The following is a 15460-nucleotide window of genomic DNA, read 5'->3' as shown; positions in this document are numbered from 1 at the left end:
TCCTCCTATGCATAAGGTTGTAATTCTGGATTAATCGGTGTGTTAGCTAGGTTGTTGGCATAGTTACAAAGACTTGCTAGACTGACACCGAGAACAACATCCAAGGCATTTTCTTGTGTATAGCCTGCTTCAAGAAATTCTCCAAGAGCTTCATCTCCTACGCGCCCTTTGGTATTGATAACTGCCAAGGTAAACTTAGCTAGGGTATCCAGCTTAGGATCGCTTTCGATTGGAGTACGATTGCGAAGGGCTTGAAGTAGGTCATCGTTCATCTGGATTTGCTTGATAGAAAAGGCTGTATGGCCAGCGACGCAGAAGGCACAACCATTAGTTACAGCTGCAGTGATTTGTACCACTTCGCGCTCTACAGGTGTTAGACTGTTGCGACGGTTAATAGCGCCAACAGTGCGATAAGCCTCTAGGGCTGTAGGGGCATTGGCCAAAAGACCGATTAGATTTGGGATATAGCCATTGTTATCCTTTTCTACCGTTTCAAGAACTTCTTTCACTTCTGCTGGTGCTGATTCTACTGTGTGGATAGTAAATGTTGTCATAAGGGGACCTCTTTTCGTTTTGTAATTAAATAGTTTCTGCGAAAATCTTACGAAATCTCATCAGCCTATTGAACAAATCCTTGCCTTGATTGATGACTCGTTAGCTTTTCGTTGACAATAAGTCTAACACAGAATCTATACCTTGCATAATATATATTTTAAATTGCACTGATAAAAAATTTTTATGAAAACAAAAAATCACACCAGATGTGTGATCATACTGTTAATTTATCTGATGCTTGTTTCTTAAAACTAAGATGGACTCTACTAACAAGCAGAATATAGTCAAGCCAAAGCCAGTAAATACTCCAAAATATTCTGTGATAGAACTCATTAGAAAAACAGAAGCAGAAAAAGCCAATGTAGAGACAACTTCAATAACGGAGTAAACATTCACAAGTTCCTTCTCATCAACCGATTCCTGTAAAAATACGCTCTCAGGAACTTCCTTAATCTGAGATAGAAAACCAATTACTAGAGATAGGAATAGAAAAATAGGTGGATTTGGAAATAACACTATCAACAGAGTTACTAGTGCTGTAGCTAACAAAGAAAAGGTCATAGTTTGATATTTATAGGTAACAACTTTCTCTGCTAGACGGAAGACAATAGCACCTCCCAAGATAATCCCCAAGGAATAGGCTGTATTGACGTAGCCCCAATAGCTTTCTGACTGGTGTAAAATTTCAGTCACAAAAACAAGTAAAACAGATGATACCCAGATAGCATTAGCTAAAATTTCTAAAAGATTGGCTTGGACAATAAAGCCTAATCTTGATTCTTTAGCCACCAATCGCCAACCCTTTGTTAGCGTCTCAAGGCTTGTTTCAGAGGATAACTCTTCTTTTTCGACAAGTGGCAAACCGACCATCAAAATCGTCGAAATTGTAAACAAGGCTAACACAATGAGCAGGCTAGGATTCATTCCCAGACTCGCAAATAAGAAACCTCCTAAACCCCAACCAACTAGTTGTACACTTTCACCACTCATAGAAATGGCTGCATTCGCTTTAGCTAAATCACTTGCATAGCGTGGAACAATCGCATAGGAAACAGGTGCTGCAAAACCATCCAAAACGGAGATAAAAGTGACAATAGCATATAAGAGAGGGAGGGAAATAGTTTCAGATTGCTTGAGTAGAAAAACCAAAATCGCTAACAGAATCGTCTTACCAAATTGAGTCAAGAAAAGAACACGATTTAAAGCTAATCTCTTTGTTACTAACGGGACTAAGAAACTGGCTAAAAAGGAGGATAGACCTATCAGAATTGGTACTAGGGAGGTTGAAATGACCGAACCAGATAAGACAAACACATTTGCAATCACAATGACTCTAAAAAAGACATCTGCTAGATTCGCTATTCCCTGTGAAGTCACTAATTTTCGAATATCTTTTGACATAAATACCTCCAGTTTATTTCTCTTTCGCACATAGATGAAACAAGACATATCAGACTAATACTCTTCGAAAATCAAATTCAAACCACGTCAGCTTCGCCTTGCCGTACTCAAGTACAGCCTGCGGCTAGCTTCCTAGTTTGCTCTTTGATTTTCATTGAGTATAAAAACAGATTTATGCTGACTATTATACAATAAATAAAAGTGCAAATAAAGGATATCATAAAAGAGGTACTATTGAATTTCATTCATCTTATGACAGAATACTCTTCGAAAATCTCTTCAAACCGCGTCAACGTCGCCTTGGATTATATATGTGACTGACTTCGTCAGTTTTATCTACAACCTCAAAGCAGTGCTTTGAGCAACCTACGGCTAGTTTCCTAGTTTGCTCTTTGATTTTCATTGAGTATAAAATAAAAGACTAGCCCTAGTAGTGAAAAAACTAGCATCTCACAAACAGATGCTAGTCTTATCTATAAATGGTAATATCAATCTTACATTATTTAGCAAAATACTTCTTAGTCTCAGCAATAACAACTGGCGACAAGGCTAAGAGTGCAATCAAGTTTGGCAGAGCCATAAGTGCATTAACAATATCCGCAATGACCCAGACCATATCCAGCTCGATAAATCCTCCCAGCAAGACCATGAGTACAAAGACCACACGATAAAGCCAGATAAAGCGAACGCCAAAGAGAAATTCAAAACAACGCTCTCCATAATAGTTCCAACCCAAAATCGTGGTAAAGGCAAAGAGTACCAAGAAGACCGTTAAAAGAGCAGGTCCAAAGAAAGAAAATACTGTAGAAAAAGCTGACTGAGTTAGAGCAACACCATCTAAATTACCATTCCAAACCCCAGTCACTAAGATTGTCAAACCAGTCAAGGTACAGATGATCAAGGTATCAATAAAGGTTCCTGTCATGGAAATTAAACCTTGCTCCACCGGTTCGTTGGTCTTAGCTGCCGCAGCCGCAATGGGAGCCGAACCCAATCCCGACTCATTTGAGAAGACACCACGCGCCACACCATTTTGAATAGCCATCCGAACACTAGCTCCTGCAAATCCTCCCACTGCAGCTATGGGACTAAAAGCTGATGTAAGGACCAGTGAAAGTGTTGCCGGTACTTTATCGATATTAAAGAAAATGACTGTAAAGGTTCCCAAGATATAGACAATAGCCATAAAGGGAACAACTGTAGTTGATACCTTAGAAATGGACTTAAGTCCACCAAAGACTGCGATCCCTACGAAAATAGATAAAACAAGTGCAGTAATTGTCGGATCAATACTAGCCGTATTTTGCACGGATTCTGTAATGGAATTCACCTGGGTAAAAGTACCAATCCCCAAAAGTGCAACTAGTACTCCAGCTACAGCAAAGAAGATTGCAAGAGGGCGCCACTTTTCGCCCATCCCTAGAAGGATATAATGCATCGGTCCTCCTGCTACCGCACCATGGTCATCCTTGGTTCGATATTTAATAGCAAGTAGTCCTTCTGCATACTTGGTTGCCATTCCAAAGAAAGCAGCCACCCACATCCAAAAAAGAGCACATGGTCCACCAACCTTGATAGCCGTTGCAACCCCGATAATATTTCCTGTACCAACAGTTGCTGCGAGGGCTGTACATAAGGCAGCAAAGCTCGACACATCTCCATGCCCCTTATCCTTGGTAAAAATAAGCTGGAAGGCCTTAGGAAGACGCAGGATTTGTAAAAGCCCTAAACGAAGGGTTAAGTAAATCCCTGTACCAACCAATAAAATTAAAAGGGGTGGTCCCCATACTAGAGCATCCAGCTCTTTTAGCAAATTTAACATACCATTCTCCTATCTATTCAACCCCAAAAGAAAGAGCACATGTTAAAAACATGTACTCTGGAATGCATCGATAAATGCCAAAAAGCGCTCTATCATTGCTCTGTCCTTTTACCTGAGAGTTTGAGCAGTTGCCTGCCTTGCCCCTTCGGTGCCTTTACGGTCTCTCCAGAGTTCCGTCCATTTACAGTCATGAAAAATCAAACGATTTTCCACTTCTATTAAACTTCATTCGGTGTTGTATTTAATTTTTATTTATTTTACAAGAAAATTTAGCTCTTGTCAATTATTTTCAGAAAATTTTATTATAATTTTCATTCGTTTCGCTTTATCCCTTAAAGGTTACAATGGTTGCGCCAGATCCGCCTGCATTTTGCGGTGCATAGCCAAAGCTCTTGACTTGCTTGTTTCTTTGCAGGTATTTGGTTACTCCTTCACGGATGACACCTGTACCGATACCATGGATGATGTCGACTTGGGCCATATTGTTGAGAAGAGCTTGGTCGATAAAGGCATCCAAGGCTTCCATGGCTTCCTCGTAGCGTTTGCCACGAAGGTCTAGTCGAGCTTGTGGGCCTTTGCCTGCTGCACGTTTAACCACGTTAACTTGTTTCTTCTTGACTGGCGCTTCTTTCTGGGCTTGAACCAAATCAAATTCTTTCTCTTCAAGTGTCATCTTAATCAAGCCAACCTGTGCTTCCCAACGACCATCCTTGAGTTGATTGGTCAAGGTACCACGTTGACCATAGCTTAAAACGATAATATCATCTCCAACTTTTGGAGCTCGTTTCTTCTTAGCTTTTTGGAGAACCTTATTTTTAGAAAGGTCAACTTTTTCAGGAGCTAATTTTTTGAGTTTAGCCTTGGCTTCGATAATTTCATGTGGTTTTAGTTGAGATTTACTGTGAAGATTTTTAAGTATATCATCACTCTCAGTTAGTGCTAAGTCAACAATCTCAGCAGCTTGCTCACGCGCCTTATTGAGTTCAGTTTCTTTCTCACGATTGAGCTCGTTATAAAGTTTTTTAAGGGCACGGTTCATCTTGAGGTTTTCTTGCTCGACTTGGCGAATATTCTCAAGACGTTTCCGGCTTTCAAGTGTTTGTTCTTCCAATTGCTCAATGATGCGATTGACATCATTGTCTTGGTCAATTTGCTTACTAGCATCACCTACAATGACATCCGACAAGCCTAGACGTTTGGCAATTTCAAAGGCATTGCTTCGACCAGGAACTCCTTGCATAAAACGATAAGTTGGACGCAAGCTAGCTGTATCAAACTCCATACTAGCATTTTGAACATAGGCCGTTTCAATACCATAGGCTTTAAGTTCAGGATAGTGAGTGGTTGCCATAGTCTTGACCTGACGCAGACGTAAGTCTTCTAGGATAGACATGGCAAGAGCAGCTCCTTCTTGGGGATCTGTACCTGCTCCAAGCTCATCCAGTAGCAAGAGGGAGTTTTGATTGACCTTACCCAGAATATCTACGATATTAGTCATGTGACTAGAGAAGGTTGAGAGACTTTGCTCGATGGATTGTTCATCTCCGATATCTGCGAATATCTCCTCGAAAATCCCTACACGACTACCCTTATCAGCTAGGATAGGCAAACCAGACTGAGCCATCAACTGGGTCAAACCTAAGGTCTTGAGCATAATGGTCTTACCACCTGTATTAGGACCCGTGATGACGATAGCTGTCAAATCTTTCCCAAAGTGCACATCATTGGCAACAGCGTTTTTAACCAAGGGATGACGAACGTGAAGAAGTTGAATCTCCTGTCCCTCAGACACTTGAGGTACTACTGCCTCCGTCTCTTGGATAAAGCGCACCTTAGCACGAATCAGGTCCAAATGTCCGATAATCCAAGCATCATTTGCAATTTCAGCTGCGTGTGGTCTTACTCGTTCAGAGAGTTCTTGGAGGATACGCATCATCTCATAGCGTTCGTCTGCACGAAGACTTGCGATTTCCTCACTCAACTTGACTACTTCACGTGGTTCAATATAAACAGTGTTCCCACTGGCAGAGATATCATGAACCACACCAGCAATCTTATTACGATAGGTATTCTTAACTGGAAGAACTTGGCGACCATTTCTACTTGCGATGATACCTTCTGTCAGCATCTGAGCTTTTTGTTTGAGAAGGTCTTGCAGGACATCACGGACTTGACTTTCACTATCATGGATTTTTCGACGGATTCGTGCCAAATCCTCACTAGCAAAGTTCTCAATAAATCCAGCTTCGTTGATGGCTTGTAGATTTCCCTGTAAATGTGGAAAATCATGAAGTTTCTCAAACCAGTTAGCTAGGTGTTCTAAACGTACATTTTCAAGATTGTCATAAAAATTCTGCAATTCACGACTGGCAAAGATGACACGCTTGAGAAGGAGAAATTCCTCGATGTTGAGGTCAGCACCCATCTCCAAACGTTTGCTAGTTGCAGCAATATCTTTTGTTGCCGAAATGCTGAAATGAGGATGCTCGACAAAGAGTTCTTGCATTTCCTTCATCTCTGCAAAAGCTTGCTTAATCTTGTCTCCTTTATCAGTCGGAGCAAGTTCTTTCAACTGTTCTAGTCCTTGCTCAGTCAAAAGATGAGGCTCAAATAAAGCCTTGACCTTATTAAATTCTAATGTTTCTAGTATCTTTTTATTCATTTTCTTTTCCTTCGTAATGAGCGAACGAATTTTTAAAATTCTCACTCTTTTCAAAAAGGCTCCTAAACTATTGATACTCAATGAAAATCAAAGAGCAAACTAGGAATCTACCCGTAGGTTGCTCAAAGCACTGCTTTGAGGTTGTAGATAAGACTGACGAAGTCAGTCACATATATAATCCAAGGCGAAGCTGACGTGGTTTGAAGAGATTTTCGAAGAGTATGAAATTGTAAACAAAAGGCTAGGAATAGTTCCCGCCCTTTTTATCCGATTATTTTGGTTACCCAGAGTTGTTTAATCACATGACTAGTGATGGGAACACTCTGGATAATATGTTTAGCTACAAAACTGTTTTCAAGTGAATTTTGAACAATTTGTAAAGGAACAGTCGCAAGAATAGTCAGTATCATCTGGAGGACAAATAAGGTCACAGCCACTGATAAAACTCCTGCACCTATACGGAAATATTGACCCGCTAGCTTTTTAGTCGGTAGAAGATTAAGAAAGAGACCCAGCAAACGACCAATGCAATAAAATATAGTAAAGGCTAAGAGGTAACCAAGACCTGCATAAAAGACTTTGTCCAGTTGGAAAAGTTGATTTGAAGGGAAAAAGAAGGTACCCTGCCCTTGCTGTGGACTTGCATATGGGATCAACAAATCAAATTGTTTCCCTAAAGATTGATAAAAATTTCCTGCAAGAAGAGCTGAAATCACAGTTGCTATAAAATAGTAAATCTGGAGAACTAATCCTCTACGGTAACCGATATAAAAGCTCCATGCAAGAACCAATAAGAGAAGGACGGAAATCATAGGGAATCCTCAATCTTGCTCTGTTCTTGTTTTGCTGCTACAACCTGATGACGGAGAGCTTCTAATTCTTGCTCCTTATCATCAAATTCAATCTCACGACTGAGTTGAGTTGACAAGCTATTGACTGCTAATAAAATAGCGATTGTCTCATCATCCGCTCCAGGCATTTGTTCTTTGATTGCTTCATATTTTTCTGTCGCGACCTTGGCAATTTCCTCCATAAAGAGGTTGTCATGCTCAGTTGTTAGGGTCAATGTTTTTTTGCCGAATGTAAACTTGTATCGATTTAAATTTGCCATAAAATTCACCTCACGATATTATACCAAATTTCACTAAGTTTGTCAGTTTTTACCAATTCTACAGCTTTTATGGTACAATAAGAACTATGGCAAGTATTACATTAACCCCGAGTGAAAAGGAAATCCAAGCCTTTGTTCAGCAATATGAACAGGCACTGACTCCTAGTAAAAATCCTTATATTCGCTACTTTTTGAAGCTTCCCCAAGCTAGTGTTTCCATCTACACTTCTGGAAAAGTCTTGCTTCAGGGAGAAATGGCTGAAAACTATGCCAGTTTTTTTGGTTATCAGGTCAGTCAAGGAACTAGCGGACAAAATTTCCCCTTGATTGGAACAGATGAGGTGGGGAATGGTTCCTACTTCGGTGGTCTGGCTGTAGTAGCATCCTTTGTGACTCCTGACCAACATGACTTCCTACGAAAACTAGGTGTAGGGGATTCTAAGACTCTGACAGACCAAAAGATTCGTCAGCTTGCCCCTCTGCTTAAGGAGAGAATCCAGCACCAAGCGCTTCTTCTTTCTCCAAGTAAGTATAATGAAGTCATCGGAGAGCGCTACAATGCCGTTTCCGTAAAGGTAGCTCTGCACAATCAAGCGATTTTTCTCCTCCTACAAAAGGGAGTCCAGCCAGAAAAGATTGTGATCGATGCTTTTACGAGTGCTCAAAACTATGAGAAGTACTTAAAAAATGAAGCCAATCATTTTTCTAATCCAGTCAGCCTAGAGGAAAAAGCCGAAGGTAAGTACTTGGCTGTCGCAGTAAGTTCTATCATTGCGCGTGATCTCTTTCTAGAAAATCTCGAAAATCTGGGTAGAGAACTTGGTTATCAACTTCCAAGCGGGGCTGGAACAGCTTCTGATAAGGTAGCTAGCCAAATCCTTCATGCTTATGGTATGCAGGGACTCAACTTCTGCGCCAAACTACACTTTAAAAATACTGAAAAAGCAAAAAAAATGCTAGAAAGGTAAATTATGAAATATTTAAAATCGTTTTTAAAAGAGTGGGGAGTTATCTTCCTACTTATTACACTAGTAGGTCTTAGCCGTCTCTTTCTCTGGAGCAATGTCCGCGTAGAAGGACATTCTATGGATCCTACCCTAGCAGATGGAGAAATCCTCTTTGTGGTTAAACATCTCCCAATCAATCGTTTTGATATTGTGGTTGCTCATGAAGACGATGGGAACAAGGATATCGTTAAACGGGTCATTGGTATGCCAGGAGATACCATTCGTTATGACAACGATAAACTCTATATTAACGGTCAAGAAACTGATGAGCCCTATTTAGCAGAATACCTCAAGCGTTTCAAGGAAGATAAACTCCAAAGCACCTATACTGGAACTGGTTGGGATGGAAAAAAGGGCGAATACTTTAGAACTTTAGCTCAAAAGGCTCAGGCCTTCACCCTAGATGTTAATTACAACACTAGCTTTACCTTCACTGTTCCAGAAGGTGAATACCTCCTACTGGGTGATGACCGTCTGGTATCTAGCGACAGTCGACATGTTGGTACCTTTAAGGTAAAAGATATCACCGGAGAAGCCAAATTCCGCTTCTGGCCACTCAAGCGTATCGGAACATTTTAAAAACTAGGAAGAGGCCGAGAATTTTCTATCTCAGCCTCTTCTCATTCTATTTTGACTAAATCTGAGATAAATTTTCTCAGACACTATTGTAAGGAATTTTATGGAAGTTTATTTTTCAGGCACCATTGAACGCATTATTTTTGAAAATGTCAGCAATTTTTTCCGTATTTTGCTCCTAGATATTGAGGATACCAATGCTGAAGACTTTGATGATTATGAAATCATTGTCACAGGTACTATGGCTGATATCATTGAAGGAGAGGAATACACCTTTTGGGGACAAATTGTCCAACACTCCAAGTATGGGGAACAGCTACAAATGACTCGCTATGAGAGAACCAAGCCGACTAGTAAGGGCTTGGTCAAGTATTTCTCCAGCAGCCATTTTAAGGGAATTGGGCTCAAAACAGCTCAGAAAATTGTGGATATTTACGGAGATAACACTATTGACAAAATCTTAGAAAATCCAGACAAACTCCAGTCTATCTCTGGACTCTCTGCTAAAAACCGTGAAGCCTTCATCTCAACTCTTCGCCTTAATTACGGAACAGAGATGGTCTTAGCTAAACTGGCTAATTACGGAATCCCAAATAAACTAGCCTTTCAGATTCAAGACTTTTACAAGGAAGAAACGCTAGAGATTGTCGAGAATTATCCCTATCAACTGGTTGAGGATATCAAGGGCTTGGGATTTACCATTGCTGACCAACTGGCCCAAGAATTGGGAATTGAGAGTCAAGCTCCCGAGCGCTTCCGTGCGGGTCTCGTCCATAGCCTCTTTCAAGGTTGCATGGAAACGGGAGATACCTATATGGAAGCTAGAGACTTGTTGGAGCAAACCCTCAACCTTCTTGAATCCTCCCGTCCAGTCGAACTAGAGCCGAGTCAAGTTGCCCAAGAGCTTGCTTATCTGATTGAAGAAGATAAGGTCCAGCAGATTGATACCAAAATCTTTGATAATAGCCTCTTTTTTGCAGAAGAAGGGATTCGTAGCCATCTCATCAGAATCCTCGAAAAAGGGCAGAGTAAAAAACAGGATCTAGAAACCATTCAAGAACATATCGCAACTGTTGAGGAAGAACTGGGGATTGAGTATGATAGTATTCAAAAACAGGCCATCTGCGATGCAATCCAAAACAAGGTCTTTATCCTTACAGGTGGACCTGGTACAGGTAAGACTACTGTTATCAACGGCATTATCGCTGTCTATGCTCTCTTAGAAGGACTAGATCTCAAGAAAAAGAACAATCTGCCCATTCTCCTAGCCGCTCCCACTGGTCGCGCAGCTCGTCGCATGAATGAATTAACAGGACTACCAAGTGCAACTATTCACCGCCACTTGGGTATGACTGGAGACGACGATACCAGCCATCTGGAAGATTATCTGGATGCTGACTTTATCATTGTTGACGAGTTTTCCATGGTAGATACTTGGCTAGCTAACCAACTCTTCTCCAATATCTCCTCTACCAGTAAAATCCTCATCGTTGGAGATAGTGACCAGTTACCTTCTGTCAGTCCTGGTCAAGTCCTAGCAGATTTACTTCAGATACCAACCATCCCTCAAACACGTTTGGAACGAATCTACCGTCAGAGCGAAGAATCAACCATCGTCACTCTTGCAAGTCAGATTCGTCAGGGAATATTGCCTGCAGATTTTACCCAGAAAAAAGCAGATCGCTCCTACTTTGAAATCGCTAGTAACCATATCCCTGCTAGCATTGAAAAAATCCTAGGTGCTGCTATCAGAAGTGGCATCCCTGCTCGTGATATTCAGGTTCTTGCCCCTATGTACCGTGGAACTGCTGGTATTGATGCCATCAACCAGCTCATGCAAGACCTACTCAATCCTCCACAAAAAGACCAGCTTAGCTTTGAAGCTCCTCAGTGTCACTATCGAACAGGAGATAAGGTTATTCACCTAGTCAACGATGCAGAGGTCAATGTCTTCAACGGAGACTTAGGCTATATCACAGACTTGATTCCTGGAAAATACACTGAATCTAAGCAAGATGAAATTATGATTGATTTTGACGGCAATGAGGTCTCCTATCCTCGAAATGAATGGTACAAGATTCGCTTAGCCTATGCCATGAGCATCCATAAATCTCAGGGGAGCGAGTTTCCTGTTGTTATCCTGCCTATCACCAGCGCAAGTAAGCGCATGTTAGAGCGTAATCTCATCTACACTGCCATCACTCGTGCAAAAAGTAAGCTCATTTTACTAGGTGAATTACAGGCCTTTGACTATGCAACTCAGCACATCGGAACGGCTCGTAAGACCTATCTAATTGAACGTTTCGCTGACTTAATGGAGAGCGCCGAGGAAACAACCCAACTTGCTACCGATACTGCCACTTCAACAGACATTGAACAATCCTACATTCTAACCGAAGACAACTGGTCTAATATTCCAGCCATGATTGGGATTAGCCAAGAAGACCTGCAGGAGATTTTCGGAAAATAAAGTATAAGAAAACCCACCGAATCCGGTGGGCTTTTTATCTTTTCAGATTATTTTACTGTTGCAGTGCTTGTGATCAATTCAACAGCTTTTTTCACTGCAATATCGTGTTTCAACATTTCAGATGAAAGCAAGCTTTGTACTTGTGCAACTTCCATGTTGTAATCTGCAGCCAATTGCTCGATTTCTTTTTGGATTTCTTCTTCTGAAGCGTCAAATCCTTCAGCTTTCGCAACTGCTTCGATAACAAGGTTAGTCTTAGTACGTGACTCAGCTTCTGCTTCGTATTGTTTGTGAAGGTCTTCTTGAGTAGTTCCAGTGATTTGGAAGTACATGTCAGGGTTGATACCTTGACGTTGCAAGTTTCCAAGGAATTCATTTACTGAACGGTGAACTTCTTCATGGATCATTTCTTCTGGAAGTTCAACGATTTCAGCGTTTTCTACAGCTTTATCAATTGCTGCACCTTCAACTGCATCCTTGTATGCTTCTTCTTTAGAAGCAGCCAATTCCTTGCGGTATTTTTCTTTCAATTCAGCAAGTGTTTCAACTTCTTCATCGATGTCTTTTGCAAGTTCATCGTCAAGAGCTGGAACTTCTTTAGCTTTTACTTCGTGGATAGTTGTTACGAATTTAGCTTCTTTACCAGCAAGGTCTTCTGCTTGGTAGTCTTCTGGGAATGTTACGATTACATCAACAGTTTCACCAGCTGAGTGACCTACCAATTGGTCTTCAAATCCAGGAATGAATTGACCTGAACCAAGTCCAAGTGAGAAGTTTTCACCTTTTCCGCCGTCAAATTCAACACCGTCGATAGAACCAACAAAGTCGATAACAACAGTGTCGCCGTTTTCAGCAGCACCTTCTTTGATAACCAATTCAGCCAAGTTGTTGCGTTCACGTTCGATACGCTCTTCAACGTCAGCGTCAGTTACTTCTTTTTCTACATCAACTGATACTTCAAGGTTTTTGTAGTCGCCCAATTTAACTTCAGGTTTTGTAACAACTTCAGCGGTGATAACCCAGTCTTGACCTTTTTCCATAGAAGTTACGTCAATTTTTGGTTGTGCAACGACTTCAAGACCAGCTTCTTTTACAGCTGCTTCATAAGCGTTTGGCAAAAGAGCGTTCATAACGTCTTGGTAAAGTGACTCTTCACCAAATTTTTGGTCGAAGATAGGACGTGGAAGATGACCTTTACGGAAACCAGGAACGTTAAGAGATTTCTTTACTGAGTTAAATACACGATCCAATTCTGGTTTGATTTGGTCTTGAGAGATAGTGAAAGTCAAGACACCACGGTTTGTTTCTTTGTTTTCAAATGATACAGACATTCTGTCATTTCTCCTTAAAATTTTTTTAAATACAGTCTATTATATCATATACTAGTAACTTTTTTCAAGTCAGAACCGAGTTTTCAGACTTGCTTGAGATACTTGTTAATTCTAAATTACTGTTTTTGGCTAAAAGTATCCAATTTACCGAATAAACCTTGCTTTGGCTCCAAAAAATTCATCTAGAAGTCCTCATGGCCAACCAAGTGATGCTGAAAGGCATAGACTGCTGCTTGGGTGCGGTCGCTAACCTGAAGTTTAGCAAGGATGTTTGAAACATGAGTTTTTACAGTTTTGAGGGAGATAAACAATTCATCTGCGATACGCTGATTTTCATAACCCTTAGCAATTAGTTGAAGGACATCCCGTTCACGCGCAGTCAAGTCTTCATGAAGTTCAATATGATTACGGTTGTATTCTACCTTCTTACTCACCTCTTGTTCAATAGCTAGCTCTCCAGCCGCTACCTTACGAACAGCGTGTAGCAACTCATCTGCGCTTGAAGTCTTAAGCATATAGCCTTTAGCTCCAGCATTCAAGACTGGCATGATTTTTTCATTGTCAAGATAAGAGGTCACAATCAAGATTTTAGCCTCTGGCCATTCTTTGAGAATAGCAAGTGTTGCATCAATCCCATTGACTTCAGGCATGACAATATCCATGACAATCACATCTGGACGAAGCTCCAAGGCCATGGAAATTCCTTCCGCACCATTGGTTGCTTCTCCTACAACCTCTACATCATCTTGTAATTCAAAATAACTTTTTAAACCCAGACGCACCATTTGGTGGTCATCTACTAATAATAGTTTCATTTCATTTCCTTTTGTTAGTCACTCAAGCAAGGGAATGCGGATATCCACTGCCAAACCCTGCTTAGGAGCCGTCATCAATTGTACTGTCCCAGCCATATCTTCCACTCGTTCTTTGACATTGCGTAGACCATAGCTTAGTTCATCAACATCATCTAGCTGAAAACCACGACCATTGTCTACTACCTTCAACTGCAAACCTGTTTCCGTTTGATAAAGGTAAACATCTAGACATGAAGCTTGGGCATGACGGAGTGTATTACTAATCAATTCTTGTACAATCCGAAAAATATGTTCTTCAATCTTTTTAGGGAGTGCAGTTACCTGATATTTAAAGCTTACCTTCAATTCACTTTTTTCTTCTAGCTCTTTGAGGAGTAGCTGAATACCCTCCACCAAGCTTTTTTGTTCCAGTTCAATTGGTCGTAAATGCAAAAGAAGAATGCGCAAGTCTCTTTGAGCTGTCTCTAAAATGGCAGTCACACTTTGGAGTTGTGTTTGCATCTTCTCTCTGTCTAATTTGGAAGCTTGTTGACTGAGCCCTGATAAAATCATATGGGCAGCAAAAATTTCTTGGCTAACTGTATCATGTAAGTCACGCGCGATTCGCTTTCGCTCCTTTTCAACAATTTCTTCTTCTTTGACCAAGGCTTGATTGTCCGCTTTTTGAATAGCTTCTGTCAACAAACCGAGCTTTCCTGACAAATTTCTAAAATTTGCGTCTAAGTCAGCATCTCCCAGACTTTCTATATCTTTGCCAGCTAGGAGACGTTTGAGATTTGCTTGGATTCTTCTCTTTGAAATTTCGTCAACCATTGTCCAGAATAGGACTAATAAAAAGGCTAAGGCAAGACTAAACATCAGGGCTAGAAAAAGGACTTTTTCTGTCTTTTCTAGATCCTGAAAAAGAGAAGTCCACTCCAAATCCAAGATCTTAAAAATGCTTCGAAATAGAAAAGCAACAAAGAGAAATGAGGTGAGACCAATTAAAATATAAGGTTGTTTTTTCATCCTCTCACCACCTCAACATCTCCAACCATGGTTGTCAAAAGTATCTTAACACTCTTAGGACTCTTAAGATAATCTCTGGTTTCTTGATGAAATTGTTCATTACGTAGAGCACGTTTAGGCTGGTCAAAAAAAGTTAAGTCTCCGTACAGAGAATTGACACTAAGACTGACTTCAACATCTACTGGTACAATAATTCTAGTCGTACCCACCAGTTTTCTCAAGATGATGACATTATCATGATTGCTCAAAATCACATGTTCTAGATGAATGGTATCCTTCCCCATGAGACGAAAAAGGTTGATATCATCAAAGCGGCAAGTCTGGTAGCTTGAAAAGTGGTGAAGATTCCCAAACCAGCGATTTTTCTCCCTCTTTACTGTCACTACTTCTTCAAAGAACAGATTGGTATCTTCTCTTTCCTGATTCATCATGGGATAAAGCAAGAAGAGACTATAAATCAAAGCCACAAAGATAGCTAAAATGACAAAGGGATTGAGCATGATGATAAAGAAAAATAGGATGCTCACTGCCACTAATATAAGGTTATTCCCCTGTCTTCCAGTATAGTATCGAATCAGCAGTAAAAATAAGAGCAAGATCAACAGAAAACGGGAAAAATGCTCTGATACCATCATAATCAGAGCTCCTGTTAATAAACAAGCTTCAATAAATAGAAAAATTTGAAATTTTCGCATGTATCCG

General features: G+C 40.6%; 13 protein-coding genes and 1 riboswitch. Of the genes, 3 read left to right on the top strand and 10 right to left on the bottom strand.

Annotated features, from left to right (window positions below):
• Nucleotides 1–5: 5 nt before the first annotated feature.
• The 6 genes from PCY08_RS00145 to zapA form a co-directional block, all read right to left on the bottom strand.
• Nucleotides 6–554 carry a carboxymuconolactone decarboxylase family protein gene (locus PCY08_RS00145; RefSeq protein ID WP_301559036.1) on the bottom strand — a complete coding sequence of 183 codons (549 nt, stop codon included), beginning with the start codon at nt 552–554 and terminating at the stop codon, nt 6–8.
• Between the two features lie 223 nt (nt 555–777).
• Nucleotides 778–1956, bottom strand: coding sequence for a ryptide export MFS transporter (locus PCY08_RS00140; protein ID WP_301559035.1), 1179 nt, complete (start codon nt 1954–1956; stop codon nt 778–780).
• A gap of 499 nt (nt 1957–2455) precedes the next feature.
• Nucleotides 2456–3778 carry a sodium:alanine symporter family protein gene (locus PCY08_RS00135; RefSeq protein ID WP_301559034.1) on the bottom strand — a complete coding sequence of 441 codons (1323 nt, stop codon included), beginning with the start codon at nt 3776–3778 and terminating at the stop codon, nt 2456–2458.
• 90 nt (nt 3779–3868) lie between these two features.
• Nucleotides 3869–3957: riboswitch (glycine riboswitch) on the bottom strand.
• A 146-nt stretch (nt 3958–4103) separates the two neighbouring features.
• Complete coding sequence (locus tag PCY08_RS00130; protein ID WP_301559033.1) at nt 4104–6440, bottom strand: endonuclease MutS2; 2337 nt, start codon at nt 6438–6440, stop codon at nt 4104–4106.
• A gap of 263 nt (nt 6441–6703) precedes the next feature.
• Nucleotides 6704–7252 (bottom strand): CvpA family protein, encoded by a 549-nt coding sequence (locus PCY08_RS00125; RefSeq protein ID WP_301559032.1) that lies wholly within the window; start codon nt 7250–7252, stop codon nt 6704–6706.
• Nucleotides 7249–7551 (bottom strand): cell division protein ZapA, encoded by a 303-nt coding sequence (zapA, locus tag PCY08_RS00120; RefSeq protein ID WP_000002025.1) that lies wholly within the window; start codon nt 7549–7551, stop codon nt 7249–7251. The genes PCY08_RS00125 and zapA overlap by 4 nt, the downstream gene beginning before the upstream one ends.
• A gap of 86 nt (nt 7552–7637) precedes the next feature.
• Between zapA and rnhC the strand changes: the two genes are divergently transcribed.
• The 3 genes from rnhC (at nt 7638) to PCY08_RS00105 (ending at nt 11604) form a co-directional block, all read left to right on the top strand.
• On the top strand, nt 7638–8519 hold the full coding sequence (gene rnhC / locus PCY08_RS00115) for a ribonuclease HIII (protein ID WP_301559031.1): 882 nt from the start codon (nt 7638–7640) through the stop codon (nt 8517–8519).
• Nucleotides 8520–8522: 3 nt separating this feature from the next.
• Complete coding sequence (lepB, locus tag PCY08_RS00110) at nt 8523–9137, top strand: signal peptidase I (protein WP_301559030.1); 615 nt, start codon at nt 8523–8525, stop codon at nt 9135–9137.
• A 100-nt stretch (nt 9138–9237) separates the two neighbouring features.
• Entirely contained in the window at nt 9238–11604 is a 2367-nt protein-coding gene (locus PCY08_RS00105; protein ID WP_301559029.1) for an ATP-dependent RecD-like DNA helicase, read from the top strand.
• A 47-nt stretch (nt 11605–11651) separates the two neighbouring features.
• Here PCY08_RS00105 and tig read toward each other — a convergent pair whose 3' ends face one another.
• From tig to liaF, 4 genes are all read right to left on the bottom strand, one after another.
• Nucleotides 11652–12935: a trigger factor gene (gene tig / locus PCY08_RS00100; protein ID WP_301559028.1), complete on the bottom strand. Its 1284-nt coding sequence runs from the start codon at nt 12933–12935 to the stop codon at nt 11652–11654.
• Nucleotides 12936–13117: 182 nt separating this feature from the next.
• A complete protein-coding gene (locus PCY08_RS00095) occupies nt 13118–13750 on the bottom strand; it encodes a response regulator transcription factor (protein WP_045763599.1) in 633 nt (210 codons plus the stop codon).
• A gap of 18 nt (nt 13751–13768) precedes the next feature.
• A complete protein-coding gene (locus tag PCY08_RS00090) occupies nt 13769–14758 on the bottom strand; it encodes a sensor histidine kinase (RefSeq protein ID WP_301559027.1) in 990 nt (329 codons plus the stop codon).
• A complete protein-coding gene (liaF, locus tag PCY08_RS00085) occupies nt 14755–15453 on the bottom strand; it encodes a cell wall-active antibiotics response protein LiaF (RefSeq protein ID WP_049531077.1) in 699 nt (232 codons plus the stop codon). Before liaF ends, PCY08_RS00090 begins: the two co-directional genes overlap by 4 nt.
• Nucleotides 15454–15460 lie beyond the last annotated feature (7 nt).

The sequence above is a fragment of the Streptococcus sp. SO4 genome (genome assembly GCF_030440055.1).
GTDB lineage: Bacteria > Bacillota > Bacilli > Lactobacillales > Streptococcaceae > Streptococcus > Streptococcus nidrosiense.
This window is presented reverse-complemented; position numbering and strand designations above follow the sequence as displayed.